Origin of the sequence: Arthrobacter sp. UNC362MFTsu5.1 (assembly GCF_000685965.1) — a bacterium.
Lineage (GTDB): Bacteria > Actinomycetota > Actinomycetes > Actinomycetales > Micrococcaceae > Arthrobacter.
The window spans coordinates 1-24,382 of the sequence record NZ_JMLE01000033.1; the positions used below are offsets into that span (position 1 = coordinate 1).

General features: G+C 67.9%; 25 protein-coding genes and 1 riboswitch. Of the genes, 17 read left to right on the top strand and 8 right to left on the bottom strand.

The annotated features are described in order from the left end of the window. A partial coding sequence (locus BS38_RS0121110; RefSeq protein ID WP_028272573.1) for a DEAD/DEAH box helicase occupies positions 1–648 on the bottom strand: 648 nt, incomplete at its 3' end. Between the two features lie 299 nt (positions 649–947). Further along, positions 948–2,423, bottom strand: coding sequence for an RNB domain-containing ribonuclease (locus BS38_RS0121115; protein ID WP_028272574.1), 1,476 nt, complete (start codon positions 2,421–2,423; stop codon positions 948–950). A gap of 41 nt (positions 2,424–2,464) precedes the next feature. Between BS38_RS0121115 and BS38_RS0121120 the strand changes: the two genes are divergently transcribed. Further along, on the top strand, positions 2,465–3,139 hold the full coding sequence (locus tag BS38_RS0121120; protein WP_028272575.1) for a ferritin-like fold-containing protein: 675 nt from the start codon (positions 2,465–2,467) through the stop codon (positions 3,137–3,139). On the opposite strand, the gene thiE is transcribed toward BS38_RS0121120, so the two are convergent. Then, positions 3,140–3,820, bottom strand: a complete 681-nt coding sequence (gene thiE / locus BS38_RS0121125; protein WP_028272576.1) for a thiamine phosphate synthase — start codon at positions 3,818–3,820, stop codon at positions 3,140–3,142. A gap of 26 nt (positions 3,821–3,846) precedes the next feature. Further along, a riboswitch (TPP riboswitch) is annotated at positions 3,847–3,966 on the top strand. Between thiE and thiO the strand changes: the two genes are divergently transcribed. From thiO to BS38_RS25885, 4 genes are all read left to right on the top strand, one after another. Next, entirely contained in the window at positions 3,953–5,290 is a 1,338-nt protein-coding gene (thiO, locus tag BS38_RS0121130) for a glycine oxidase ThiO (RefSeq protein WP_028272577.1), read from the top strand. Its footprint overlaps the riboswitch before it by 14 nt. Continuing rightward, a complete protein-coding gene (gene thiS, locus BS38_RS0121135) occupies positions 5,287–5,523 on the top strand; it encodes a sulfur carrier protein ThiS (protein ID WP_028272578.1) in 237 nt (78 codons plus the stop codon). Before thiO ends, thiS begins: the two co-directional genes overlap by 4 nt. Before the next feature lie 5 nt (positions 5,524–5,528). Next, positions 5,529–6,347, top strand: a complete 819-nt coding sequence (locus tag BS38_RS0121140; protein WP_028272579.1) for a thiazole synthase — start codon at positions 5,529–5,531, stop codon at positions 6,345–6,347. Positions 6,348–6,374: 27 nt separating this feature from the next. Then, positions 6,375–7,040, top strand: a complete 666-nt coding sequence (locus tag BS38_RS25885; RefSeq protein WP_043439523.1) for a 4a-hydroxytetrahydrobiopterin dehydratase — start codon at positions 6,375–6,377, stop codon at positions 7,038–7,040. A 6-nt stretch (positions 7,041–7,046) separates the two neighbouring features. On the opposite strand, the gene BS38_RS0121150 is transcribed toward BS38_RS25885, so the two are convergent. The 3 genes from BS38_RS0121150 to BS38_RS0121160 are packed head-to-tail and all read right to left on the bottom strand — an operon-like array spanning position 7,047 to position 8,340. Beyond that, positions 7,047–7,349, bottom strand: a complete 303-nt coding sequence (locus tag BS38_RS0121150; protein WP_028272580.1) for a hypothetical protein — start codon at positions 7,347–7,349, stop codon at positions 7,047–7,049. 46 nt (positions 7,350–7,395) lie between these two features. Further along, positions 7,396–7,620 carry a DUF3107 domain-containing protein gene (locus tag BS38_RS0121155; RefSeq protein WP_028272581.1) on the bottom strand — a complete coding sequence of 75 codons (225 nt, stop codon included), beginning with the start codon at positions 7,618–7,620 and terminating at the stop codon, positions 7,396–7,398. 51 nt (positions 7,621–7,671) lie between these two features. Then, entirely contained in the window at positions 7,672–8,340 is a 669-nt protein-coding gene (locus BS38_RS0121160; RefSeq protein WP_028272582.1) for a TetR/AcrR family transcriptional regulator, read from the bottom strand. A gap of 84 nt (positions 8,341–8,424) precedes the next feature. Between BS38_RS0121160 and moeB the strand changes: the two genes are divergently transcribed. Then, complete coding sequence (moeB, locus tag BS38_RS0121165; RefSeq protein WP_028272583.1) at positions 8,425–9,624, top strand: molybdopterin-synthase adenylyltransferase MoeB; 1,200 nt, start codon at positions 8,425–8,427, stop codon at positions 9,622–9,624. A gap of 81 nt (positions 9,625–9,705) precedes the next feature. Then, on the top strand, positions 9,706–10,734 hold the full coding sequence (locus BS38_RS0121170) for an SDR family NAD(P)-dependent oxidoreductase (RefSeq protein WP_028272584.1): 1,029 nt from the start codon (positions 9,706–9,708) through the stop codon (positions 10,732–10,734). Between the two features lie 25 nt (positions 10,735–10,759). Here the strand turns inward: BS38_RS0121170 and BS38_RS0121175 are convergent, their stop codons facing one another. After that, positions 10,760–12,100: a glutamyl-tRNA reductase gene (locus tag BS38_RS0121175; protein WP_028272585.1), complete on the bottom strand. Its 1,341-nt coding sequence runs from the start codon at positions 12,098–12,100 to the stop codon at positions 10,760–10,762. 158 nt (positions 12,101–12,258) lie between these two features. On the opposite strand from BS38_RS0121175, the gene hemE reads away from it, so the two are divergent. The 10 genes from hemE to hemL all read left to right on the top strand — a co-directional run bounded on the left by hemE (position 12,259) and on the right by hemL (position 23,298). Further along, entirely contained in the window at positions 12,259–13,380 is a 1,122-nt protein-coding gene (gene hemE, locus BS38_RS0121180) for a uroporphyrinogen decarboxylase (RefSeq protein WP_028272586.1), read from the top strand. Between the two features lie 3 nt (positions 13,381–13,383). After that, positions 13,384–14,835 carry a protoporphyrinogen oxidase gene (hemG, locus tag BS38_RS0121185; RefSeq protein WP_043439536.1) on the top strand — a complete coding sequence of 484 codons (1,452 nt, stop codon included), beginning with the start codon at positions 13,384–13,386 and terminating at the stop codon, positions 14,833–14,835. Between the two features lie 201 nt (positions 14,836–15,036). Further along, complete coding sequence (locus tag BS38_RS0121190; protein WP_028272588.1) at positions 15,037–15,834, top strand: hypothetical protein; 798 nt, start codon at positions 15,037–15,039, stop codon at positions 15,832–15,834. A gap of 100 nt (positions 15,835–15,934) precedes the next feature. After that, positions 15,935–16,660: a hydrogen peroxide-dependent heme synthase gene (gene hemQ, locus BS38_RS0121195; RefSeq protein ID WP_028272589.1), complete on the top strand. Its 726-nt coding sequence runs from the start codon at positions 15,935–15,937 to the stop codon at positions 16,658–16,660. Continuing rightward, a complete protein-coding gene (locus BS38_RS0121200; RefSeq protein ID WP_028272590.1) occupies positions 16,657–17,928 on the top strand; it encodes a ferrochelatase in 1,272 nt (423 codons plus the stop codon). The genes hemQ and BS38_RS0121200 overlap by 4 nt, the downstream gene beginning before the upstream one ends. Further along, positions 17,925–18,923 carry a hydroxymethylbilane synthase gene (hemC, locus tag BS38_RS0121205; RefSeq protein WP_028272591.1) on the top strand — a complete coding sequence of 333 codons (999 nt, stop codon included), beginning with the start codon at positions 17,925–17,927 and terminating at the stop codon, positions 18,921–18,923. Before BS38_RS0121200 ends, hemC begins: the two co-directional genes overlap by 4 nt. 32 nt (positions 18,924–18,955) lie before the next feature. Continuing rightward, entirely contained in the window at positions 18,956–19,885 is a 930-nt protein-coding gene (locus BS38_RS0121210; protein WP_028272592.1) for a uroporphyrinogen-III synthase, read from the top strand. Beyond that, on the top strand, positions 19,882–20,865 hold the full coding sequence (hemB, locus tag BS38_RS0121215) for a porphobilinogen synthase (protein ID WP_028272593.1): 984 nt from the start codon (positions 19,882–19,884) through the stop codon (positions 20,863–20,865). The genes BS38_RS0121210 and hemB overlap by 4 nt, the downstream gene beginning before the upstream one ends. Continuing rightward, a complete protein-coding gene (locus BS38_RS0121220; protein WP_043439526.1) occupies positions 20,862–21,941 on the top strand; it encodes an LLM class flavin-dependent oxidoreductase in 1,080 nt (359 codons plus the stop codon). The genes hemB and BS38_RS0121220 overlap by 4 nt, the downstream gene beginning before the upstream one ends. A gap of 13 nt (positions 21,942–21,954) precedes the next feature. Next, positions 21,955–23,298 carry a glutamate-1-semialdehyde 2,1-aminomutase gene (gene hemL, locus BS38_RS0121225; RefSeq protein ID WP_028272595.1) on the top strand — a complete coding sequence of 448 codons (1,344 nt, stop codon included), beginning with the start codon at positions 21,955–21,957 and terminating at the stop codon, positions 23,296–23,298. Between the two features lie 104 nt (positions 23,299–23,402). Here hemL and BS38_RS0121230 read toward each other — a convergent pair whose 3' ends face one another. Beyond that, on the bottom strand, positions 23,403–24,245 hold the full coding sequence (locus BS38_RS0121230) for a MetQ/NlpA family ABC transporter substrate-binding protein (RefSeq protein ID WP_028272596.1): 843 nt from the start codon (positions 24,243–24,245) through the stop codon (positions 23,403–23,405). Between the last annotated feature and the right edge of the window lie 137 nt (positions 24,246–24,382).

Sequence of the window (24,382 nt, forward strand, 5' to 3'; positions counted from 1 at the left end):
TCCGGCGATCAGCGTCTCGACGTCCGGCAGGAAGCCGAGGTCCAGCATTTCGTCGGCCTCATCGAGGATGACGATCTTGACGTTCTTCAGGCTCAGGTGCTTCTGCTTGTACAGGTCGATCAGGCGGCCGGGGGTACCGACAACAACTTCGACGCCCTTTTGCAGGGCTTCCACCTGCGGCTCATAGGCGCGGCCGCCGTAGATGGTGGCAATGCGGGCATTGCGCTTCTTCGCAGCATTTTCCAGGTCCTTGGCCACCTGGACGGCGAGTTCGCGGGTCGGAACGATCACCAGGGCCTGCGGGGCGCCCGGGACGGCCAGCTTGTCGAATCCGGGGTCGTCGCGCCCCACCACGCGCTGCAGCGCGGGGATGCCGAAGCCCAGGGTCTTGCCGGTACCGGTCTTCGCCTGGCCGATGATGTCGTGCCCGGCGAGGGCCACGGGCAGGGTCATCGCCTGGATGGGGAAGGGGTGGGTGATTCCGGCGTCGGCCAAGGACTCGACGATGTCGGCGCGGACGTTGTAGTCGGCGAAGGTTTTTTCCTCGATCTCGTGCGGTTTTTCGTCCGAGATGATGGTCTCTTCCGGCTCGATCGATTCGGTGCCGGTGTCGTCGGTCAGAAGTTGGTGCGTGTGCAATTCACTCACAGGGGAGTTTCCTTATTCATTTGGGCATTGGCGCTGCTTGCTCAACGGGGCCGGCCGCAAGGCCGTTCCGGAGCACGCTCAGGCGCGCAAGCAAATCCAGTGGAAGCCGATCGCGGGCTATCTAAATGCTGGCACTGGGGACCAACGGGTGTATCTCAAGATCGCGTAGGGGCGGGCTTGTTGAATTCAAAAATCATGGAAATCAACGACCGGGCATCCATTACTACCCCTTCAGTCTAGCTGTTGACCGCAACCATCACCGACTGACGCCCCGGGCACGGCCCATAGTCAATCCCCAATCACTCCACCAGCTCCAGCCGGATCTCGCGTGTGTCGATGTCCGAGGAGATCAGCCTGACCCGGACAGTGGTGCCGGATTCGAGTTCGCCGGGGCACCTGGCCGTCACCGCAGGGTCCGCGATCTGGATGATGCCGGACGGTCCGTTCCCGTTGCCGTTGCCGCCGCCGTTTCCGTTCGTCTTGCCCGGTTTGGACCCGGAGATGACCACGGCGTCGAACTCCTGCCCGATGTGGTTGACGAGGAGGGCGGCCTCCACCGTGTCCAGGGCCAGCCGCTCCATCCTTGCTGCCAGCTGGTCCGAGGCCGCCATGATCTCCGGCAGGGACGGTAGGGCGTCACGGGCCCAGCCGGGAACAGCGGTCCGGTTGCTCAGCGCCTCACAGATCACGAGGACAAAACGGTCTATCAGGCGCCGCAGCGGGGCCGTGGTGTGCGCGTAGGCAGCTCCGATTGCGGACTGGATGGCGTCCTTCGGCACGGTGCCGTCGAAGGGCGTATAGCCGGCGCCCCGGAACAACATGCCGGCGGAGTGCAGGATGGCCAGCTGCCGGGGGTCGGTGGGATCAAGGGAGCGCAGGTATTCCCCGTAGCTGGCCCGGCCGTCCCAGGGCTTTCCGAGCGCGTTGGTCTGCCGCTTGAAGTGCAGGAGCGAGCGTTCATCGGGGGACGGCATGGTCCGCAGGATGCCCACTTTGCCTTCGAGCATGAGGTCCGCCGCGGCCATGCCGGTCATGAGGGAGATCTGGGCGTTCCAGTCCTCCACCGGAAGGGACGGGGCAGCCACAATGCGGTAGCCGCCGTCGGGCAGCTGTTCGATGTCCTGTTCCGGCATGTTCAGGCTGGCTCCGCCCCGCAGCCTCTCCAGTTCCACCCGCTTGAGCCCTACTTCCTTGAGCAGTTGCAGGACGGGGGCGGCAGTGCCGGCGTCGAGGTCGGCCTGGACGCCCTTGTAGCTGAGCTTGGCACGGCTCCGGATTTTGGCGCGGCGCACCAGCACCGACTGCACGCGGGCTGCTTCGTCCAGGTCGAACTCCCAGACGAAAGCGGAGCACAACTGGCCGGCCAGCAGGCTGCCTGCCTCTTCGCTGATGACTTCCGGGTGCAGCGGAATCCGCCCGTCCGGGGCGTAGAACGTCTGCCCCCGGCGGCGGGTTTCGGCATCCAGCGCCCCGCCCGGTGCCACAAAGGACGGCACATCGGCGATGGCGTAGAACACCTTGTATCCGTCGCCGGACCGCTCGATGAACAGGGCCTGGTCCAGGTCCGTGGACGACGCCGGATCTATGGTCACAAAGCCCACATCCGTAAGGTCCAGGTCCGGCATTTTGTGTTCCGCAATGGCCGCCAGCGCATCCTGCAGGACATCGTCAGGGAAAGGCCCCGGCAGTTCCAACTCCGTGCGGAGCGCGTTCAGCGCGTCGGCCAGCCGGTTGGTCTGTTCGTGGACACTTGGAGTCAGGCGATGATGGGACACGAAAGTCAGGTTAGCTCCATTTCCGCCATTAGTCTTGGACGATGAGCTCAACCCCGGCTGACACTGCTCGCTACAACCGCTTCGTCACAGACCTGTTCGGAATGATGGCCTACGGCGAGCTGTCGGCCTTTGAGCGTTTTGCCGCCGACGCGCGCTATTCACCCACCCTCCACGACCGTGCCGTGCTCGGAAGGATCGCCGTAGTGGAGTTCCGGCACTACGAACTGGTGAGCGCCAGGCTCGAGGCCAGGGGGATCGACGCCGAGGACGCCATGTTGCCGTTCCAGCCGGCAGTGGACTATTTCCACTCGCGGACACGCCCGGCCGACTGGTTCGAATCGCTGATGAAGGCCTATGTCATCGACACGGTCTCCGCCGACTTCTACCGGGCCATCTCACACTACGTCGACGCCGAAACACGGGAGCTCATCGAACAGATCCAGGCCTCCGATGAAACGACAAAGGTTCTCCGCGACCGGCTCAAGGGCGCCCTCGCCGATGATCCCAGGCTCGCCTCCAGGCTGGCGCTGTGGGGCAGGCGGCTGCTGGGCGAAGCCCTAACCCAGGCACAGCGCGTCAGCTACGAGCACGCGTTCCCCGGAAACCTGATCGGCGGGGAGGACACCGCCGCGGCGAAGGAGCTGGTCAGCGGCCTGATTGCCGGGCTGGCGGAAAACCACTCCAAGCGGATGACGCAGCTCGGACTGACCGGGTAGTCAGGATGCGCCGGCGTCGAGCGCTTCGAGCAGTGACCGCGCGGCTGCGGCGGGGTCGTCAGCCTCGGTGATGGCGCGGACCACCACGATCCGCTGCGCCCCTGCAGCCACCACCTGCTCGACGTTGCCCAGGTCAACGCCGCCGATGGCGAACCACGGGACCGTGGTCCCGCCTGCTGTTTCGTTGCCGCTGGCCCCGGCCGCGTAGCGGACCAGGTCGAGGCCGACGGCGGCCCGGCCCGGCTTCGTGGGCGTGGCCCAGACCGGCCCCACGCAGAAGTAGTCCAGCCCGCCGGTACCGCGGGAGGCGGCCACCGCGGCGTCGATCTGTTCGGTGCCGTGCGTTGACAGGCCGATCACGGCGTCGTTGCCGAGGAACTTCCGGGCAGCCGCCAGCGGAAGATCCTTCTGCCCGATGTGCAGCACCGGTGCGCCGGAGAGCGAGGCGACATCCGCGCGGTCGTTGACCGACCAGAGGCGTCCGTGGCGGCGCGCAACGGACTGCAGCACATCAAGAAGCTCGAGTTCTTCGGCTGCCTCCAGGTTCTTGTCGCGGAGCTGGATGATGTCGACGCCGCCGGCGTAGGCGGCATCGACGAAGTCTTCGAAGTCGCCGCGATCCGTGCGGGCGTCGGTGCAGAGGTACAGGCGGGCGTCAGTGAGGAGAGCTTGCTCGGTCATGGCACCAGCCTAGTTCCCCTAAACTGGGGGAGTACCGCGGGAGCCCGCGGCAGCTGTCACAAAGCTGCAGGGCTGAGAGGGCGTCAGAGCCGACCGCTTGACCTGATCCGGTTAGTACCGGCGTAGGGAAGGATGACAATGTCCCCGCAATCCCCAACGGGCAGCCCCGCCGCGCGCAGCCGCGACATCAGCGCCGACGTCGCCGTGGTTGGCGGTGGAATCATCGGCCACGGCATCGCCTGGGAGGCCCGGCAGTCGGGCCGGTCCGTGGTGCTCATCGATGACGCGCCCGGCACCGGAGCAAGCTGGGCCGCCGCCGGCATGCTGGCACCGGTCAGCGAACTCCACTACCAGGAGGAGGACCTCCTGGAGCTCATGCTTCACTCCTCCGCGCTGTGGCCCGGCTTTGCCGCGAGCCTTCAACCCGGGGGGAAACCCGGGGAATCCGGCAGCGGCGGCCCGGACACCGGCTACCTCACGACGTCGACCCTTGCCGTGGGTGCCGACGCCGCCGACCGCCGGGCGCTCGCCGACCTGCGCGGCGTCCAGCTGTCGAGCGGCCTCACGGTGGAACCGCTGACAGTCAGGGAGGCGCGGGCACGGGAACCGTTGCTGAGCCCCGGAATCTCCTGTGCCTTCGACATCCCGGCGGACCATCAGGTGGATCCCCGCAAGCTCCTTGCCCTGATCGCCGAGTCGCTGGCAGGTTCCGCCGTGCGCCGGCGGGCGGACGGCCTGCTGTGGGAGGACGGGCGGGTCAGCGGTGTCAGCCTGGCCGGGGGAGGTGCGGTGCATGCCGGGGAGACGATCATTGCCAACGGGCTGGAGTCTGCGGCCCTCAACGGGTTGCCCGCGGGACTGAAGCTGCCCCTCCGCCCGGTGTACGGCGATATCCTGCGCCTGCGGGTCCCCGCCTACCTGCGGCCGCTGCTGACATCCACCGTCCGCGGCATGGTCCATGGGGTTCCCGTCTACATCGTGCCCCGGCAGGACGGAACCGTGGTGATCGGGGCCACCCAGCGTGAAGACGCCCTCCCGGGGGCAGAGGCTGCCGGCCTTGGAACCGAACACGCAACGCCGGCCCGTTCAGCTGTTTCCGCCGGCGGCGTCTACCAGCTGCTCCGTGACGCGCAGGTGCTGGTTCCGGCCGTCGCCGAACTGGAACTCCTGGAAGCCACGGCGCGGGCCCGTCCGGGAACACCGGACAACGCGCCCCTGCTGGGGCGCGTAGCCGCCGCGGGAACCGGCGGCGACGTCGAGGGGTTGATCATTGCCACCGGGTTCTTCCGGCACGGTGTCCTGCTCACTCCTGCGGCGGGGTCCATCTGCAGGCAGCTCATGGACGGCAACGCCGATCCCCGCTGGGCGCCCTTCCGGCCCGACCGGTTTTCCGTCCCCGCGCCGACGCCGGGAACGCCGGCAGCGCCACTGAACATCGTCACAATTGACCCGAACAAGGAAACAGCATGAACATCACTCTGAACGGCACCGTCCATGCGGTGGAGGACGGCGCGTCCGTCACCACCCTCATCAGCCAGGTCACGGGCAGGAACCTCGCCCCCAGCGGGCAGGCCGCCGACGGTCGGAAACTGGGCGTCGCAGTGGCCCGGAACTCCGAGGTGGTGCCGCGCAGCCAGTGGTTCGTCACGGCGCTCGCCGAGGGCGACGACGTCGAACTCGTTACCGCAGTACAGGGAGGTTGAGCATCATGGCAGGAACTACGGTTGCCGGCGCGGCAGGGACCGCACAGCACACGGCGGACCCCTTCATCGTGGACGGTGTCCACCTGGGATCACGGCTGATTATGGGCACCGGCGGCGCGCCCAGCCTGGACGGCCTGGGGGCGGCTCTAATCGCGTCGGGCACGGAGCTGACCACCGTGGCCATGCGCCGCTACTCCCCGGCGGAAACGGGTTCGCTGTTCCAGCTCCTGGTGGACCACAACATCAGGGTGCTGCCCAATACGGCGGGCTGCTTCACGGCACGCGACGCCGTCATGACGGCGGAACTGGCGCGGGAAGCCCTGGAAACGGACTGGGTGAAGCTAGAAGTGATTGCCGACGAACACACCCTCCTGCCGGACGCCGTTGAGCTGGTGGACGCCACCGAACAACTGGTCAACCGCGGGTTCAAGGTGTTCGCCTACACGAATGACGATCCCGTGCTGGCCCTGCGGCTGGAGAACCTCGGAGCCACAGCCGTCATGCCGCTCGGATCGCCCATCGGCACCGGCCTGGGCATCCTGAACCCGCACAACATCGAGCTCATCGTTTCCAGGGCATCCGTTCCCGTGGTGCTGGACGCCGGCATCGGTACGGCGTCCGACGCGGCCCTGGCCATGGAGCTGGGCTGCGACGCCGTGCTGCTGGCGACGGCAGTGACCCGGGCGCAGAACCCGGCGATGATGGGAGAGGCCTTCAAACACGCTGTCATCGCCGGTAGGCTGGCGAAGGCGGCCGGCCGGATTCCGCGCCGCGAACACGCCCTTGCCTCGTCCGCCATGGAAGGCCGGGCGGAGTTCCTGTAGCAGTCCGAACCATGCAAGGAGCCAGCGGTGACCGGCAAGGAAGATGTTCTGACCCGAGCCCGGATCGACGCCGCCCTGGCGGACCTGCCCGACTGGAGGTACCGGCTGGGCGGCCTGGTGACCGTTTTCAAGACGCCGACGGCGGCCGGAGCGCTTGAGCTGATTGCCGACGTCGGGCGCCTTGCTGAGGAACAAAACCACCACCCGGACCTGGACTGGCGCTACAACAGGGTGTTCATCCGCTTCACCTCGCACGACGCCGGCACGGAGGTGACGGAGCGTGACGTCGCCGCAGCTGCGGCCGTGAGCCTGGCGGCCGCTGCGGCCTCGGCAGCCGCGGAACCCGGCCTGTACCGGACGGTGGAGATCGCCATCGACACGGCAAACCCCGACGAGATTTCCGAGGTGTGGCGGACTGCCCTTGGGTACCGGAAAGGCCGGTACGGCGACCTGGTTGACCCCTACGGGCGCGGCCCCGGAGTCTGGTTCCAGCAAACGCCCGCCCCGAACGAGAACCGCTTCCACCTGGACATCCACCGCAGCAAGGCGGAATCCGGCCCGGCACTGGAGAAAACAGCCGCCACAGGGGCCTTAATGAACCGTGACCACGCACCCAACTGGGTGGTGGTCACGGATGCTCAGGGAAACCGGCTGTGCCTCTGCACCGAGGAAGGGCACGAACCGGATCTGTAGCTCCGGCTAGAGCCTGAGGGCGGCCGTCAGCTGCCTCGTGTCATGCAGGGTGCGCTTGCGGCCCAGGTACACCGCGGCGGCGAGTGCCGCCCCGGTGCCCAGGACCATGGGCAGCACCCACGGAATCCACGTCAGGCCGGGCTGGTAGCCAAGCCCCGCTGCCATGAAGATGATCCAGCTCAGCATCCCCACGGCGACGGAGACGCCCGGCGGCATGGCGATGCCGTACTTCGCGTGGCGCCGGTCGTTGGCCCAGACAACAAAGCCTGCGGCAGCGGTGACCAGGGCCACGATGACCAGGGAAAGCATTTTCGGCGAACTCCTTGCTGCGGGGCGGGTTGGGCTAAGCGGGGGCCTAGAGCTGGCCGAAACCGACGCGGCGGGCTTCTTCTGCCCCGATTTCGACGTAGCCCAGGACGTTGGCGGGAACGATGACCACACGGCCTTTTTCGTCAGCCAGGCGAAGCTCGGAGCCCTTGGCGATGGCTTCCTCGACGAGCTTTGCAACAGCGTCAGCATCCTGAGCCGATTCCAGCACAATTTCACGGCCGATGTTCTGAATGCCGATCTTTACTTCCACAGCGAGGCCTCCCAGCCAATCAAAGTTCTAAAGGTGTTCTCTATTTGTAGTCTAGGTTTCCTTGGGAAAGCGGGAGATTCCGCGCCAAGCTAAACGATAGATCAGGTCGCTGGCCACATCGAGGTCCAGGTTTCCGTCGGTTTCGAGCCAGTAACGCGCGCTGACCTGCGCCATTCCGGCGAGTCCGCGCCCCAGCAGCTGGGCCTCCAGCATGGGGAGCTTGGTGTCCTCGGCGATGACCCGCGCGATGGCATCGGCAAAAGCCTTGTTGAATGTTTCGAGCCTGGAGCTGACGTCGCTGTCATTAATCAGGTCTGATTCGAAGACCAGGCGGTGTGCCTGGTCGTCACTGGCAATAAAGCGGTAATAGGCCCGCATGACCGCCTGGACACGTTCGTCGTTGTCGTCGGTGGAATTCAGCGCCCCCATCATCAACTCGGTCAGGGCACTGAGGTGGCTGTCCAGCAGGGCGAGGTAGAGCTCGCGCTTGGAAGGGAAGTGCTGGTACAGCACCGGCTTGCTGACGTGGGCCGTTTCCGCGATCTCGTCCATGGCCGCACCGTGGTAGCCGTTGGCCACGAAGACTTCCTGCGCGGCGGCCAGCAGCTGGGCGCGCCGTTCGTCACGCGGAAGCCGCGCTGAACGCGCACCGCCGGTGCGCGCCTGTCCCGCGGCTGCCTTCCCGGCCTGTGTCCGATCAACCGGTGCATGATGAACCACTGTTGGCCTTCTTTCGATTGCAGTTACCTACACTTTACGCGCGGGTAATATGACCTGGCGGCATCTTCGGGCATACATTGAAGTATGGCTTCCACGTTCACCGCAACTGCTGTCCCTGCAACCCTGGATCCCCTCGTGGAACCGGCGGATGCCCTGACCGCCGAAGAGGTGGAGCGCTACTCCCGCCACCTCATCATTCCCGAAATCGGCACGCTGGGCCAACGCAGGCTCAAGAACGCCAAGGTCCTGGTTATCGGTGCCGGCGGCCTGGGCTCGCCGGCCTTGCTTTATCTTGCCGCTGCGGGCGTGGGAACCCTGGGAATCATCGACGACGACGCCGTGGACCTGAGCAACCTGCAGCGCCAGGTCATCCACGGGGTTGCGGATGTGGGAAAGCCCAAGATCGAGTCAGCCCGCGACTCCATTGCCGCTCTGAACCCCCTGGTGGAGGTTCAGCTCCACAATGTCAGGCTGGACGCCTCGAACGCGCTGGAGCTGTTCGCCGGCTACGACCTCATCCTGGACGGCGCCGACAATTTCGCCACCCGCTACCTGGTCAATGACGCCGCCGCCATCCTCGGCAAACCCTACGTCTGGGGCTCGATTTTCCGCTTCGACGGCCAGGTCAGCGTGTTCTGGGAGAAGTACGGCCCCACCTACCGCGACCTCTACCCGGAGGCGCCGCCGGCCGGCTCGGTGCCTTCCTGCGGCGAGGGCGGCGTGTTCGGGATGCTGTGCGCCGCCGTCGGCTCGCTCATGGTCACCGAGGCAGTCAAGCTGATCACCGGCGTCGGGCGCTCCATGCTGGGGCGCGTTGCGCTGTTCGACGCCCTCGGCGGAAGCTGGCGGGAGATCAGGGTGGCACGCGACCCGGCCGCCGAGCGCATCACGGAACTCACCGACTACGAGGCTTTCTGCGGAATAGTTCCGGAGGCTGAGACTGCCAAGGAAGACACTGTGACGGCCCCGCAGCTGGCCACCATGCTGGCCTCGCGCAAAGCCGGCCTGAAGGACTTCGAACTCGTGGACGTCCGCGAGCCCGGCGAGCACGACATCGTCAGCATCGACGGCTCCGTCCTTATCCCGCAGGGCAGGATCCTGGCGGGGGAGGCATGGGCCCAGCTGCCCCAGGACAAGGACATCGTGTTCCACTGCAAAGCCGGGACGCGCTCAGCAGCTGTCCTGGCAGCCGCGCGCAAGGCAGGCTACCAGCGGGTCAGCCACCTCGACGGCGGCATCCTTGCCTGGGTGCGGGAAGTGGAGCCTTCCAAGCCGGTGTACTGACCGGAACCTGAACACGCTTCTGACCAAGCTTGAACCCGCTTCTGACCAGCCGCGCCACCGCACACCGAGGAAGGCCCAGCAATGAACCAGGACACAAGCAGGACCCCGCAACACAAGACCGGCTCCGGATTCGGCAAGGAGTCGACCGCCGCTGAAGTCATTGCCGGCATCGACCTCACCGGCAGGACTGCCATCGTCACGGGCGGGTACTCCGGACTGGGGCTGGAGACGGTCCGGGCACTGGTGTCCGCCGGCGCCCAGGTGCTGGTGGGCGCCCGGAGGCCCGGCCATGCGCGGGAAATCCTGGAAGAAGCCGGAATACCCTTCGCACTGCCAGCCGGGGCGGAAGGAGGAACCGTAAGTGTCGGCGCGCTGGACCTGGCGGACCTGGCGAGCGTGACAAGCTTTGCGGACAACTTCCTGTCCGCGTCCGGGGAATCAGGCGCCGGCCTGGACATCCTCATCAACAACGCCGCCATCATGGCCAGCCCCGAGCACCGGGTGGGCCCGGGCTGGGAGTCGCAGTTCGCCACCAACCATCTGGGCCACTTTGCCCTGACCAACCTGCTGTGGCCCGCGCTGGCCGCCGGACGGGGCGCGCGCGTCATCTCACTCTCGTCCACCGGGCATAAGCTCTCGCCCATCCGTTTCGACGACATCAACTTCGACACCGGCTACGACAAATGGAAGGCCTACGGCCAGGCCAAGACGGCCAACTCCCTCTTCGCCGTACACCTGGACTTCCTCGGACGGGATGCCGGGGTTCGGGCCTTCGCCGTGCATCCCGGCGGCATCATGACGGAACTGCAGCGCCACCTGCCACGCGAGGAAATGGTGGCCGCCGGCTGGATGGACCAGGACGGCAACGTCGATGCCCGGTTCAAGACCCCGGCACAGGGCGCCGCAACGTCAGTGTGGGCCGCCACGTCCCCGGCGCTGGAGGGCATGGGCGGGGTCTACTGCGAGGACTGCGACATCGCCGAACCCACCCGGACGGGAAGCCCTGAAGCCCGGATCAGGGGAGTGGATGCGCACGCGGTGGATCCGTCGGATGCTGCACGCCTGTGGACGCTCTCGGCGGAGATGACAGGGATAAACGCCTTCGGCTGACGCCGGGGCGGCCGGAAGCCTTGGGCTAGGCGGTTTCGCGCCGGATGTCGGCGGACGCGGGGCCGGCCTGGCCGTGGTCCACGGGGCATTCCGCTGCCGGGGCAGCGGCGGGCTGCTCAACGGTGATGCCGTACAGCGCATCAAGGGCCGCGATGTACTGTTCCTGCTGGCCGTTGGAGGCAAGCTCCCGCGCCCGGACCGTGGGGACGTGCAGCAGCTGCTTGACCATCCGGCGCAGGGCGAACTCGACTTCCTCGGCGGCGGCCGTGCAGCCGTGGCGTGCCCGGACCTTTTCCATTTCGGCGTCGAGGACGTTCATGGTGTGGCGGCGCAGCGCGACGATCGCCGAGTCCACGGACCTGGCCTCGCGCTCCTGCTCGAACGCTGCGGCCGCGCCGGTGACGATGCCGCTGGCCTGCGCCAGGGATTCGGCCTGCTCCTGGGGAGCAGCGAGCCGCACGGATTCGAGCGTCAGCAGCTCCACGCCGTCGAGCTCTCCCACGGCGGGGTCGAAATCATGGGTGAGCGCCAGGTCGATGGCGATCAGAGTCTGGGGTGAGCCGGCGCGGACACGGGCGAGTTCGTCCGCTTCCACGCGGGTATCGGAGCCGCTGCACCCGATCATGACGTCCGCCGCGGCCACCGCGGTGGGAAGCGAATCGGAGTCGAGGGCCTTGCCGCCGCGCGTGGCGACGAAGGCTTCGGCGCGTCCGGAGGAGGAAAAGACGGAAATGTCCGTGCACCCGCGTTCACGGAGCAACGACATGGTGGCGCCCGCGTAGGCGCCGGTCCCGAAGACCACGGCTTTCTTGGCGGACCAGTCGGGGTCCTCGGAAAGGTCGGTGGCGAGATCCAGGGCCACCGAGACGATGGACAGTCCGCGGGATCCCAGGGCCGTCTGCGCCCCGACGTCCTTGGCGGTCTTGGATGCTGCCTGGAAGAGCCGGACGAGGCCTGAACTGGCAGTGCCGTCATGCTGGGCGGTGATGAGTGCCCGGCGAACCTGCCCGGCGATTTCGCGTTCGCCGACCACAGCCGAGTCCAGGCCGGAGCTCACGGCGAAAAGGTGCTGGCTGACTTCGCCGCCGGTGCGCGTGTTGAATGAGCGGGAGACCAGTTGCTCGTTGAGTCCGGTGCGTTCACTGATCTGGGCAACTAGGGCGGCGCGTGCCGCTTCCACGTCATCCGGATGAGGCGCTTCACCATAAATTTCGAAGCGGTTGCAGGTGGCAAGCACCACCGCACCCGTCACTGCCGGCGACCCGGAGAGTGCGGATGTAGCAAGCTCGGAAGCACCGGTGCTCAGTTGAGCAACGGTCTCGAGGTCGATGTCGGCGTGTGTAGCCACCAATGAAAAAAGAACCACAGCATCACAATCATAGCTTTTACGTCACGGCGTAGAACAACAAAGCGCAGTGGCGAACCCCACGGCGGCCTGTGATTCCTGCCACGGAAGGCGCCGGCCGGGACCGGATGACAGCCTGTCGTTATCTTTTCCGCGCGACTTTAGGGACAATCGGAGTCATGACTTCAAGCGCTGCAACGTCCAACGGAACGGTCTCCGACGCCCCGTTCACCGATGCCACCCTGGATGCAGGACACCCGCTGATGGACGGCCGCACGGCTGATTCGCCGCTCATCACCGCCTACCGCGGCGGTAAGCCGAGCCGTCGGCCCGTCTGGTTCATGCGGCAGGCCGGCCGTTCCCTGCCGGAATACCTGAAGGTGCGCGAAGGCGTGGCCATGCTGGATTCTTGCCTGCGCCCCGAGCTGGCCTCAGAGATCACGCTGCAGCCCGTGCGCCGGCACGACGTCGACGCCGCCATCTTCTTCTCGGACATCGTGATTCCGTTGAAACTGGCCGGCGTGGGCGTGGACATCGTTCCGGGCGTTGGTCCGGTCCTGGACAAGCCGGTCCGCACTGCCGCGGACGTCGCGGCACTCCCGAAGCTGACCTGGGAAGCGCTGGAGCCGATCCGGGAGGCCGTCCGCCTTACCGTTGCCCAGCTCGGCAAAACGCCGCTGATCGGTTTCGCCGGTGCGCCCTTCACCCTCGCCGCGTACATGGTTGAAGGCAAGCCCTCCCGCGACCACCTCGGCCCGCGCACCATGATGCACGCCGACCCCGAAACCTGGACCGCCCTGGCCAACTGGGCTGCCGACGCCTCGGGCATGTTCCTGCGCGCCCAGCTGGAAGCCGGTGCTTCCGCAGGCCAGTTGTTCGACTCCTGGGCGGGCTCGCTGGGGCTGGTCGACTACGAACGCTTCGTGGCCCCGGCCTCTGCCCGTGCGCTGGACCACGTCCGCCACCTCGGTGCGCCGCTGATCCACTTCGGCACCGGAACCTCCGAGCTCCTGGTGGCCATGCGCGACGTCGGCGTCGACGTGGTGGGCGTTGACTACCGGCTGCCGCTGGACGAAGCCAACCGCCGGCTGGGCGGGACCGTCCCGCTGCAGGGCAACATCGACCCCGCCCTGCTGTCAGCTCCGTGGTCAGTCCTCGAAGCGCACGTCCGGGAGGTCATCCGGGCCGGGTCTGCCGCCCCCGGCCACGTCCTGAACCTGGGCCACGGCGTGCCGCCGGAGACCGACCCTGACGTCCTGACGCGAGTCGTCGAACTTATTCACTCGATTTCCCCGGAGTAAATGGTGAGCGCAGCCACGCCGGAAGCGTCCGTTCCTACGGCGGTGGTGGTGGGAGGCGGCGTTTCAGGCCTGCTCGCCGCCCTTGAGCTAGCCAAAACCGGCAGGCACGTCACCGTCCTGGAAGCCACTGAAGCCTGGGGCGGCTGCGTGGGCAGCCATGTGGTGGGCGGCCTGACGCTGGACAGCGGAGCGGAGTCCTTCGCCACCCGTTCAAGCGCCGTAGCGGACCTCGCGGCGGAACTGGGCATCGCCGGCCGTATCGTGGCACCCCATCCTGGCGGCGCCTGGGTCCAGCTCCCCGAAGGCGCACGTGAACTTCCCAAAACCGGCGTCCTGGGCATTCCGGCCAACCCATGGGATCCCGAAGTGCGACGGACGCTGGGACTGGCCGGCTCCCTCCGGGCTTCACTGGACAGGTTCCTGCCGGCTTCCGCGGGCACCCGCGCGGGCATCACGAGCGTCTGGGCCCTGGTCCGGCAGCGGATGGGCCGCCGCGTCCTGGAGCGGCTCGTCGAGCCCGTGGTGGGCGGCGTACATTCCGCTGATCCCGCGCTCCTCGACGTGGACATGGTGGCGCCCGGACTCCGCGACGGAATCAGGGCCCACGGTTCCCTGGCTGCCGCCGTCGCCGCCCAGCGCCGGGGCACCCCGGCGCAGGGCAGCAAAGCGGGATCCGCCGTCGCCGGCCTCCATGGCGGCATGCACACAATGATCAGCGCCCTCGTGGCGGAGCTGCGCCGGCGCGGCGTCACGCTCCTGACCGGAACCCCGGCAGGGGCGGTGGCCAGGACTGCGGACGGTTGGCGGGTTTCGGCCGGGGACCAAACGTACGACGCCGGCCTGCTGGTGGTGGCCCTTGACGGCCCGTCCGCCGTGGGACTGCTGCAGGACGCCGTGCCGGACCTTGGCGGCCACCGCCCGGCTGCCGGTCCGGACGTAAAGCTTGTGACACTTGTTGTTGACCTCCCGGAACTCGACCGCCGGCCACGGGGAACGGGCATCCTGGTGGCCCCGCAGACGCCCGGCATCGAGGCCAAGGCATTGACCCACGCCACCGCCAAGTGGGACTGGCTGGCGGCCGCTGCGGGGCCGGGCACCCACGTCGTCCGGCTGTCATACGGCCGGGGTGAGCAGCTCCCTGAAGACGGTCCCGCCGCTCCGGTCGGCGCCGGCTCCCGCGAGGGTGGCCATGCCCTGCTTGATGCGGCCTTACGGGATGCGTCGGCCCTGCTGACAGTGCCTGTCACAGCCGATGACGTGCTCGACTGGGACGTGGTCAGCTGGGGCGGAGTGCTGCCGTTCGCAGCCGTGGGCCATCGACAGCGGGTGGCGGAAGTCCGCCGGGTGTGCGCTGCTGACGGAAGGCTCGTCATGGTGGGCGGGTGGCTGGCGGGCAACGGCCTGGCGGCCGTCGTCGCCGACACCAAAAAACAGATCGCGGACAGCCTCCACTAGCCCGCGAGTACCGCCTGCAGGGCTTCTTTGCAAGTTTCTAATGGCACGTTTTTCTGGCTAGGGTCGATGACTATGGTCATTCAGAAGTCCGAAGAAACTCGAACGCTGACTGGTTTCCATGGGGGTCTTCGGCGCGGCACGGCAGCAGCGGCGCTCGGAGCGGTACTAGTCCTTTCCGCAGGTGTTCCTGCATCCAACGCTGTGTCCCTCGTTCCGGCTCCGGACACCACAGATGGCGCTGACGCCGCCACGACGACGTCAGTGGAAGCCGGTGTTCCCTCGCTGGATATCTGGGCCTCCGTGGTCCTGGGACCCAAGGGTGATCCCACCCGCCCGTCCGCACCGGGCTCCGGCAAGCAGACGCCGCCCGGACAACGGACGCAGCCCACACCGTCACCGTCTCCGACGACCGACCCGGTGACGCCTTCACCGTCGCCTGACCCGGAGACGCCGTCGCCGTCGCCGTCTCCCTCCGAAAGCAGCGCGCCGTCGGGCACGCCGGCACCGGCACCGGCTCCCGCAGGCGGAGCCGCAGGCCCGTCCACCGGTCCCGCCCAGGCGCCGGCCGCGCCTGCTCCCGCCACCGGCGCGGCCCCGGCCGGCACTCCCGGGGCGCCAAGCCCGTCGCTGCCCGGAACTGCCGCACCGGCCGCTCCGGGAACGGCAGGAACCGCTCCCGGCACCTCCGCCAAGATACCGGCCACCGGCGCGGCGTCGCCGGCGACCGGCAGCCGGGCTGCAGGGCCGGCGGCCACTGCTACCGCGTCGGCGTGGACCACCACGAACAGGTACGGTCCTGCCAACATGGCCACGTTGACCTCGGCAGGCGTCCTGCCGCTGTCCGGACCCGGCTACGGCGTCTCGAGCGCACCGGTCATGAGGTCCGCCGTGAGCGTCTCGCCGATGGGCGAAATGTCTCCCCAGGTCTGGTGGGGTGCCGGGCTGGTAGCGCTGGCCTGCGCCGCCGGGGTGGCCTACGTGCGGATGCGCCGGATCTGAGCCCGCTGCGGGCTGAAGAGGCTGTGAAATTAAGCACTTCTACGCGTTGTAGAAGAGTTCGGTTTCGACTTAGGCGGCACCGGAGGGCAGACTGGTAACTATGAGCCACACTTCTGCCGAATCTGTCAGTAAAACCGAATCAGTAGCCGGAAAATCAGCAGCCGAAGAAACAGAGCAGTTCTTCACCCTCTGGACGGTTTTCAAGCGCTCCTCGGACGTCCAGCGCAGCGCCGACGCTGCCGTCGAATTCGAAGCCCTGCTGGGCCGCCTTGCGGACGCGGGGGTTGTCCACCGCGGCAGCTACGACGTTTCGGGCATGCGTGCAGATGCGGACATCATGGTGTGGCTCCACGGCCCCAAGCCCGAGGCGCTGCAGCAGGCCGTCCGCGACATCCGCCGCAGCAGCCTTTTCGCAGGCACTGAGATCGTCTGGTCGGCCATGGGCGTGCACCGCGAGGCCGAATTCGCCAAGAACCACACCCCCGCGTTCTCCCGCGGCGTGGAACCCGCCGAGTGGCTCTGCGTGTACCCGTTCGTCCGCTCCTACGAGTGGTACCTCCTGCCGGAGGCCGAGCGCGGCGCCATGCTGCGCGACCACGGACTGCTGGGCCGCGACTTCCCGCAGGTCATCTCCAACACCGTTTCGTCGTTCGCCCTGGGCGACTGGGAATGGATCCTCGGCCTCGAGGCCCCCGAACTGGTGGACCTCGTGGACCTGATGCGCCACCTGCGTGCCACCGAGGCCCGGCACCACGTCCGTGAAGAAATCCCGTTCTACACCGGCCGCCGGGTCACCGCCGGGGAAATCGCCGAGGTCCTCGCATGAGCCCGCTCGAAGCGCAGGGCCCGCCCGCCGCCGTTAACCCGGTCACCGAAGCCGGCCGGATGGCGCCAAAAGAGTACGACGCCGTCCTCCTCGCCTCCTTCGGCGGCCCCGAAGGCCAGGACGACGTCATCCCGTTCCTGCGCAACGTCACCCGCGGCCGCGGGATCCCGGACGAACGGCTCGAAGAGGTCTCGCACCACTACCGCGCCAACGGCGGCATCAGCCCGATCAACCAGCAGAACCGGGCGCTCAAGGCCGGTATCGAAGCCGAACTTTCCGCCCGCGGCATCGACCTCCCCGTCTTCTGGGGAAACCGGAACTGGGATCCTTACATCCCGCAGACCCTGCAGGACGTGTACGACGCCGGCCACCGCAAGGTCCTGATGGTCACCACGAGTGCCTACTCGTGCTACTCCAGCTGCCGCCAGTACCGCGAAGACATCGGCCTCGCACTGACCTCGACCGGCCTGGACGGAAAGCTGGAAGTGGACAAGGTCCGCCAGTACTTCGACCACCCGGGCTTCGTGGAACCGTTCATCGAAGGCACAGCCGCCGGCCTGGCCGACGTCCGCGCCCAGCTGGCCGCCGCCGGCACCCCGGACGCACCCGTCCACATCCTCTTCGCCACCCACTCCATTCCCACGCGGGACGCCGAAGCCGCCGGACGTTCGAAGGACGAGCCGCGCCAGTTCGCCGAAGGCTCGGCCTATGTGGCCCAGCACCTGGCATCCGGCGCCGAGGTCATCCGCCGGGTCGAGGAGGAAACCGGTGACACGGCCCCGTGGTCGCTCGTTTACCAGTCCCGCTCCGGAGCCCCGCACGTTCCGTGGCTCGAGCCGGACATCAACGACGCCATCGAGGAACTCGCCGGCCAGGGCGTTAAGGGAATCGTGATCGTTCCCCTGGGCTTCGTCAGCGACCACATGGAGGTTGTCTGGGACCTGGACACCGAAGCGCTGGAGACCTGCCGGAACCACGGCCTCGCCGCAACCCGGGTGCCCACTCCCGGCACCCACCGCAAGTTCGTGGGCGGCATCGTGGACCTGATCTGTGAGCGCACTGCCGCGAACAACATTGCCGACCGGCCCCACCTGACCGACCTCGGCCCCTGGTACGACGTCTGCCGCCCCGGCTGCTGCGCCAATTTCCGGGGCGAGAAGCCCACCATCGCGGGAGCGGACACCACCGTCGGTACGGGCCACGACCCCTACCCCCCGGACCCTGCTGCCGCGCCGGCTGCCCGGGCGGCGGGACAGGAATCGCCGTGACAGTGCGTATCGGGACGCGCGCCAGCAAGCTGGCGCTCACCCAGACCCAACAGACCGCGGACCAGCTTGCCGCCATCGGCGGTTTCCCGGTGGAACTCGTGCACATCAGGACCGACGGAGACGTCCTGACCGGCTCGCTCTCGCAGATGGGCGGCACGGGTGTGTTCGTTGCGGCCTTGCGCGATGCGCTGCTGCGGGACCAGTGCGACGTTGCCGTGCACTCGCTCAAGGACCTGCCCACCGGAGCCGCTCCGGGGCTGACCCTCGCTGCGACGCCAAAGCGCGTGGACGTCCGCGACGTGCTCTGTGCCCGCGACGGTTTCAAGCTGGCCGACCTGCCGCAGGGCGCCCGGGTGGGTACCGGATCCCCGCGCCGGGCGGCGCAGCTCCGCGCAGCCCGTCCCGACCTGGACGTCGTGGACATCCGCGGCAACGTGGACACCCGCCTGGGCCGTGTCCCCGGCCTGCCGGGCAACCTTACCGACGCCGTGGTGGACGGAAAATCCTGCGACCTCGACGCCGTCGTGCTGGCGGCTGCCGGCCTTGAGCGCATCGGCCGGCTGGACACCATCAGCGAATACCTCGAAACGGACGTGATGCTTCCGGCCGCCGGCCAGGGCTCACTGGCCATCGAGTGCCGCACCGCGGATGCGCCGCGGAAACCCGGGTCCACCGAGGGCTCCCAGGGGCCGCTGGCGCAGGCGCTGGCAGCGCTCGATGACACGGACACCAGGCTGGCGGTTACGGCTGAGCGGGCACTCCTGGCCCGGCTGGAGGCGGGTTGCGCGGCCCCGGTGGGCGCCTACGCGTTCCGCAAGGGAAGCATGCTGTACCTGGAGGCCGCGGTCTGCGCGGTCGACGGGAAAGCCTCCGTCCGCGACAAGCGGGCAACAGACGGGCTCACCGAGGTGGGCGCCACGCTTCTGGGCATTGAACTTGCCGAGGTGCTATTGGCGGCCGGCGCAGCCGATATCGCGGACCTTGCCGCTTCCTGAACCGGCGGAGCCCGCCACATGATGGGACGGCCATGATGGGACGGCGCAGCGCCCGCCGCGCTGAGGGCGAGCCGGGGCCGCGGGTGCTGGAGGGTGCCCGGGTCCTGGTCACCCGCAGCCCCGACCGGGCAGCGGCGCTCCTCGCGGCCCTGCGGGAAACCGGTGCCGAACCGTTGCTGTTGCCGCTGATCGATTTCGAACGGGCCAGGGACCTGCATTCCCTGGAAGTCGCCTTCGATGCCTTGGGCGCGGGTGCCTACAGCTGGCTGGTGATCAGCAGTGTCACCACCGTGCAGGCGCTCGAGGAACTCGCCCGGGAACGGGGCAGTACGCTGAGCCAGTGGCTGCCCGGCTCCGTCCAGGTGGCCACCATCGGGCCTGCCACACGGCGCGAACTCGAGTCCCGCGGGGTCGCCGTGGACCTTGCCCCCGCCCGGCTTCAGTCCGGCGTCGGGCTCCTCGACATCTGGCCGCAGGGCCCGGGCAGCGTCTTCCTTCCGCAGGCGGACATTGCGGACGGCAGGCTCGCCGACGGGTTGGAAGCACTTGGTGCCAGCGTCCAGGCCGTGACTGCCTACCACACGGTGGATTATCCGGCGGATCCGGCCCGCAGCTTCACGCCGGAGGAGCCCGCCGCCGTGACGCAGCCCGGAGCTGAAGTGCTGACTCCCGCCGAAGCGAAAGCCGAGCTTGCCGCCGGGCGGCTGCACGCCGTCGTCGCCGCTTCGCCCAGCGCTGCCCGCCGCATCCATGCCGGACTGTCGCCGCTGGGGGACTGCCGGTTCGTGGCGATCGGGCGTTCGACGGCGGCTGAGGCCGCATCGCTGGGGCTGCCGGTGGCCGCCGTCGCCGAGGAACCAACAGCGTCCGGCCTGGTGTCCGCCGTCGTCCAGGCACTGGCACCAGGACATTCCACACCACCACCGCCCGCCCCTGAGACCCACGTGAAGGACAGAACATGAGCTTCCCGACCCATCGCCCCCGCCGGCTCCGCACCACCCCGGCCATGCGCCGGATGACGGCCGAACACCGGCTGGCGGCGCCCGAGCTGATCCTTCCCGCGTTCATCCGGGAGGGGCTCACGGAACCCAACCCGATAGCGTCCATGCCCGGCGTGGTGCAGCACACCACCGATTCCCTGAAGAGGGCTGCCGCCGAGGCCGTGGAGCTGGGCGTCGGCGGCATCATGCTCTTCGGCATTCCGGCCGAACGCGATGCGCGCGGCACCGCATCCCTGGACCCCGACGGCGTGCTCAACAAGGCGATCCGGGACGTCCGCGCGGAGGTGGGCGATGACCTGGTGGTCATGAGCGACGTCTGCCTGGACGAATTCACCGACCACGGCCACTGCGGCGTCCTCGACGCCGACGGGTACGTGGACAACGACGCAACGCTGGAAATCTACGCGGCGATGGCCGTGGCGCAGGCCGACGCCGGAGCGCACATGCTGGGCCCGTCGGGAATGATGGACGGGCAGATCGGCGTCATCCGGCAGGCACTGGAGGACGCCGGACACACGAACACGGCTGTGGTGGCATACGCCGCAAAATACGCCTCTGCGTTCTACGGCCCCTTCCGGGAAGCTGTGGATTCGCAGCTCAAGGGGGACCGGCGCACGTACCAGATGGATGCCGCCAACCGCCGCGAAGCCATCCTTGAAGTGGAGCTGGACCTCGCCGAAGGCGCCGACCTGGTGATGGTCAAGCCCGCCATGAGCTACCTCGACATCCTCGCCGACGTGGCCGCCATGAGCACCGTGCCCGTGGCCGCGTACCAGATCTCGGGGGAGTACTCCATGATCGAGGCTGCCGCCGCCAACGGCTGGATCGACCGCCGCGCTGCCATCACCGAATCGGTCCTCGGCATCAAGCGGGCCGGCGCCAACATGGTCCTGACCTACTGGGCGTCCGAGCTGGCCGGCTGGCTGAAGGAGTCGAAATGAGCGACAGCCCCACGGCCCCCGTCGGCCCGGGGAAGGTCCTGCTCGGGCTGAACACGTTCGGCGACGTCGGGTCCTACCCCGACGGGCACCCGGTGCCGCACGCGCAAGTGCTGCGCCAGCTGCTGGAACAGGCGGAGCTGGCGGACGACGTCGGACTCCACGCCTTTGGCGTGGGGGAGCACCACCGCCGGGACTACGCCGTCTCCGCCCCCGAGGTCTTCCTCGCCGCCGCCGCGGCGCGCACCAAGCACATCCGGCTGGGATCCGCGGTGACCGTGCTGAGTTCGGATGACCCCATCCGCGTCTTCCAGCGTTTCTCCACGGTGGATGCCATCTCCAACGGCCGCGCCGAAGTCATGCTGGGCCGCGGGTCCTTCATCGAATCGTTTCCGCTGTTCGGCCTGGACCTCGCCGACTACGACGTGCTGTTCGAAGAAAAGCTGGAACTCTTTGACAAGGTCCGTGCGCAGAAGCCCGTTCACTGGGAAGGGCGCACCCGTCCGGCCATCAACGGGCTGAGCGTCTATCCGCCGCTGGAACACCACCTGCTGCCCGCCTGGATCGGCGTGGGCGGAACCCCGGAGTCCGTGCTGCGCTGCGCGGAATACGGCTACCCCATCATTTTCGCGATCATCGGCGGCGAACCGCGTTCTTTCGCCCCGCTGGTCAACCTGTACCGCGAGGCCATGGCCAAGTACGGGCATCCGATGCAGCAGGTGGCCACGCACTCGCCCGGGCATGTAGCCGAAACGGACGAGGAAGCCCGCGAGGAGTTCTTCCCGCACTGGCTCGAGCTGCGGAACAGGATCGGAGCCGAACGCGGCTGGGGACCGGGAAGCCGGCGGGAATTCGACGCCATGTGCACCCCCGAAGGCGCGCTCTACGTGGGATCGCCGGAAACGGTGGCGCGGAAGATCGCCCTGCTCAAGCAGAACCTGGGGGTGGACCGTTTCGACCTCAAGTACAGCAGCGGCTCCCTGCCGCACAAGGCCATGATGCGGTCCATCGAGCTGCTGGGCACCGAGGTGGCGCCCCGTGTGGCCACGCTCCTGTCCGGGCATGCACCCGCCAACTGAAAGAATAGGAACCATGACTTCCAGCTCTCCTCGCAATGAGGAACTCTTCGACCGTGCACGCCAGCTCATGCCGGGCGGCGTCAACTCTCCCGTCCGGGCCTTCGGTTCCGTGGGCGGTACTCCGCGGTTCATGGTGTCGGCCAAGGGCCCGTACCTGACGGATGCCGACGGCGCCGAGTACGTGGACCTGGTGTGCTCCTGGGGTCCCGCGCTGCTGGGCCACGCCCACCCCGCCGTGCTCGAAGCAGTCCACGCCGCCGTGGACCGCGGACTCTCGTTCGGTGCCTCCACCCCGGACGAAGCCAACCTTGCCGCGATCGTAAAAGAACGCGTCCCTGCCGCCGAACGCGTCCGGATGGTTTCCACCGGCACCGAAGCCACCATGACGGCCGTCCGCCTGGCCCGCGGCTTCACCGGCCGCGACCTGATCATCAAGTTTGCCGGCTGCTACCACGGCCACCTCGACGGACTCCTCGCCGCGGCCGGATCCGGCGTGGCCACCCTGGCTCTGCCCGGATCCGCCGGGGTCACGGCCGCCACCGCCGCCGAAACCCTGGTGCTGCCGTACAACGACCTCGCCGCCGTCGAGGCCGCGTTTGCCGCGCACGGCAGCAACATCGCCGCCGTCATCACGGAGGCGGCTCCGGCCAACATGGGAGTGGTCACGCCCGGCGACGGGTTCAACGCCGGACTTTCGCGGATCACCCGTGAACACGGCGCCCTGCTCATCGTGGACGAAGTCCTGACAGGCTTCCGCACTGGGTACTCGGGCTACTGGGGCCTCACCGGCGGCGCGGCAGATGCAGCAGAGCCGTGGAGCCCGGACCTGCTCACCTTCGGCAAGGTCATCGGCGGCGGCATGCCCACGGCGGCCCTCGGCGGCCGGGCGGACATCATGGACTACCTGGCGCCGCTCGGGCCCGTGTACCAGGCGGGAACGCTGTCCGGAAACCCGGTGGCCATGGCCGCCGGTGTCGCCACCCTGACGCACGCCACCCCCGAGGTCTACTCGTTTATCGATGCACGCTCGCTGGAGCTTTCCGGGGCACTGTCCTCGGCACTGGATGCCGCCGGGGTGGACCACTCCATCCAGCGGGCCGGAAACCTCTTCTCGGTGGCCTTCGGCACCTCGGCGCGGGGCGTGCACAACTATGACGACGCCCAGGGCCAGGAAGTGTTCCGCTACGCGCCCTTCTTCCACTCGATGCTGGACTCCGGCATTTACCTGCCGCCGTCGGTCTTCGAAGCGTGGTTCCTTTCCGCGGCCCACGACGACGCCGCCATGAACCGGATCTTCGAGGCGCTCCCCGCCGCAGCGCGGGCTGCGGCGGCTGCAGAGGTGCCTGCCGGGCTGTAACGGCCCACAACAGAAATCCCCGCCTCCCGGACGAATCCCCGCTAAAAGCGAGGGGAAACGTCCGGGAGGCGGGGATTTCTTGCTAATGCTGTGGCGCGGAAGCCTTAGAAGGCCACCGTCACGTCACCGTTGGGCCATTCCTTCTCGATGAAGGCCTTGACCTCGGGGGAGTGGAGGAGCTCGTCCAGCTTCTTGATCCGGACGTCATCCTTGGAGTCTTCACGCCAGGCCAGGAAGTTGGCGTAGGGGTTGTTCTCCACGGACTCCACTGCGAGGGCGTCCTTGGTGCTCAGGCCGGCCTTCAGGATGAAGTTGCCGTTGATCAGGGCCAGGTCCACGGACGGGTCCTTGAGGTCGTTGATCAGCAGTTCGGGCTGGTTCTCCGAGAACTTCAGCTTCTTGGGGTTCTGCTCGTCGGTGAGGGTCAGCACCGAGGAATCGTCCTTGATGTCCTTGACGAGCCCGGCAACCTGGAGGACCTTGAGCGCCCGGACCTGGTTCGAGGGGTCGTTCGTGATGGCGACCTTGGCGCCTTCCTTGATGTCCTTGATGTCCTTGACCTTTTCGGAGAAGGCAGCGTAAGGCTCGATGTGGACGCCTTCGCCGTGGCCGAACTTGTAGCCCTTGGTCTTGACCTGGTCTTCGTACCAGGGGAGGTGCTGGTAGTAGTTGGCGTCCAGCGAACCGTCGCTCAGGGCGGTGTTCGGAGTCTGGTAGTCCTCGATCTCCTTGATGTCCAGCTTCAGGCCGGCCTTGGGCGCAAGGTCCTCGTTGAGGAATTCCAGGATCTTGGCCTGCGGGACCGGGCTTGCACCGACGGTCAGGGTGGCGGGCTTGGCCGGGTCAAGGGTGGTGGTTTGGGCGCTGGGGCTGGAGGAACCGCCGCAGGCCGTCAGGGCCAGGGCGGTGACAATACCGGTGGCCAGGAGGGAGAGTGATTTACGCATCGGGTGCGTTCCTTTCGAATTGCTGGGAGGCCGACGGCGGGCGTGCGCCCGGCGCTGTCTCCGGCACAGATGCAGCGGGCGGCTACCTGCTGCGGTGAAGATTGCCGTGCCCGTTGGACGACGGCTGGTTCGTGGCG

What these genes read in the sequence shown, in the direction of transcription:
- thiS (WP_028272578.1), top strand. Translation starts at nt 5,287, where the DNA reads ATGAACATCACTCTGAACGGCACCGTCCATGCGGTGGAGGACGGCGCG.
- moeB (WP_028272583.1), top strand. Translation starts at nt 8,425, where the DNA reads ATGGCTTCCACGTTCACCGCAACTGCTGTCCCTGCAACCCTGGATCCC.
- BS38_RS0121170 (WP_028272584.1), top strand. Translation starts at nt 9,706, where the DNA reads ATGAACCAGGACACAAGCAGGACCCCGCAACACAAGACCGGCTCCGGA.
- thiE (WP_028272576.1), bottom strand. Translation starts at nt 3,820, where the DNA reads ATGACCGAGCAAGCTCTCCTCACTGACGCCCGCCTGTACCTCTGCACC.
- hemL (WP_028272595.1), top strand. Translation starts at nt 21,955, where the DNA reads ATGACTTCCAGCTCTCCTCGCAATGAGGAACTCTTCGACCGTGCACGC.
- BS38_RS0121120 (WP_028272575.1), top strand. Translation starts at nt 2,465, where the DNA reads ATGAGCTCAACCCCGGCTGACACTGCTCGCTACAACCGCTTCGTCACA.
- BS38_RS0121140 (WP_028272579.1), top strand. Translation starts at nt 5,529, where the DNA reads ATGGCAGGAACTACGGTTGCCGGCGCGGCAGGGACCGCACAGCACACG.
- BS38_RS0121150 (WP_028272580.1), bottom strand. Translation starts at nt 7,349, where the DNA reads ATGCTTTCCCTGGTCATCGTGGCCCTGGTCACCGCTGCCGCAGGCTTT.
- BS38_RS0121200 (WP_028272590.1), top strand. Translation starts at nt 16,657, where the DNA reads ATGAGCCCGCTCGAAGCGCAGGGCCCGCCCGCCGCCGTTAACCCGGTC.
- BS38_RS0121220 (WP_043439526.1), top strand. Translation starts at nt 20,862, where the DNA reads ATGAGCGACAGCCCCACGGCCCCCGTCGGCCCGGGGAAGGTCCTGCTC.
- thiO (WP_028272577.1), top strand. Translation starts at nt 3,953, where the DNA reads ATGACAATGTCCCCGCAATCCCCAACGGGCAGCCCCGCCGCGCGCAGC.
- BS38_RS0121230 (WP_028272596.1), bottom strand. Translation starts at nt 24,245, where the DNA reads ATGCGTAAATCACTCTCCCTCCTGGCCACCGGTATTGTCACCGCCCTG.
- BS38_RS0121210 (WP_028272592.1), top strand. Translation starts at nt 18,956, where the DNA reads ATGATGGGACGGCGCAGCGCCCGCCGCGCTGAGGGCGAGCCGGGGCCG.
- hemB (WP_028272593.1), top strand. Translation starts at nt 19,882, where the DNA reads ATGAGCTTCCCGACCCATCGCCCCCGCCGGCTCCGCACCACCCCGGCC.
- hemQ (WP_028272589.1), top strand. Translation starts at nt 15,935, where the DNA reads ATGAGCCACACTTCTGCCGAATCTGTCAGTAAAACCGAATCAGTAGCC.
- hemE (WP_028272586.1), top strand. Translation starts at nt 12,259, where the DNA reads ATGACTTCAAGCGCTGCAACGTCCAACGGAACGGTCTCCGACGCCCCG.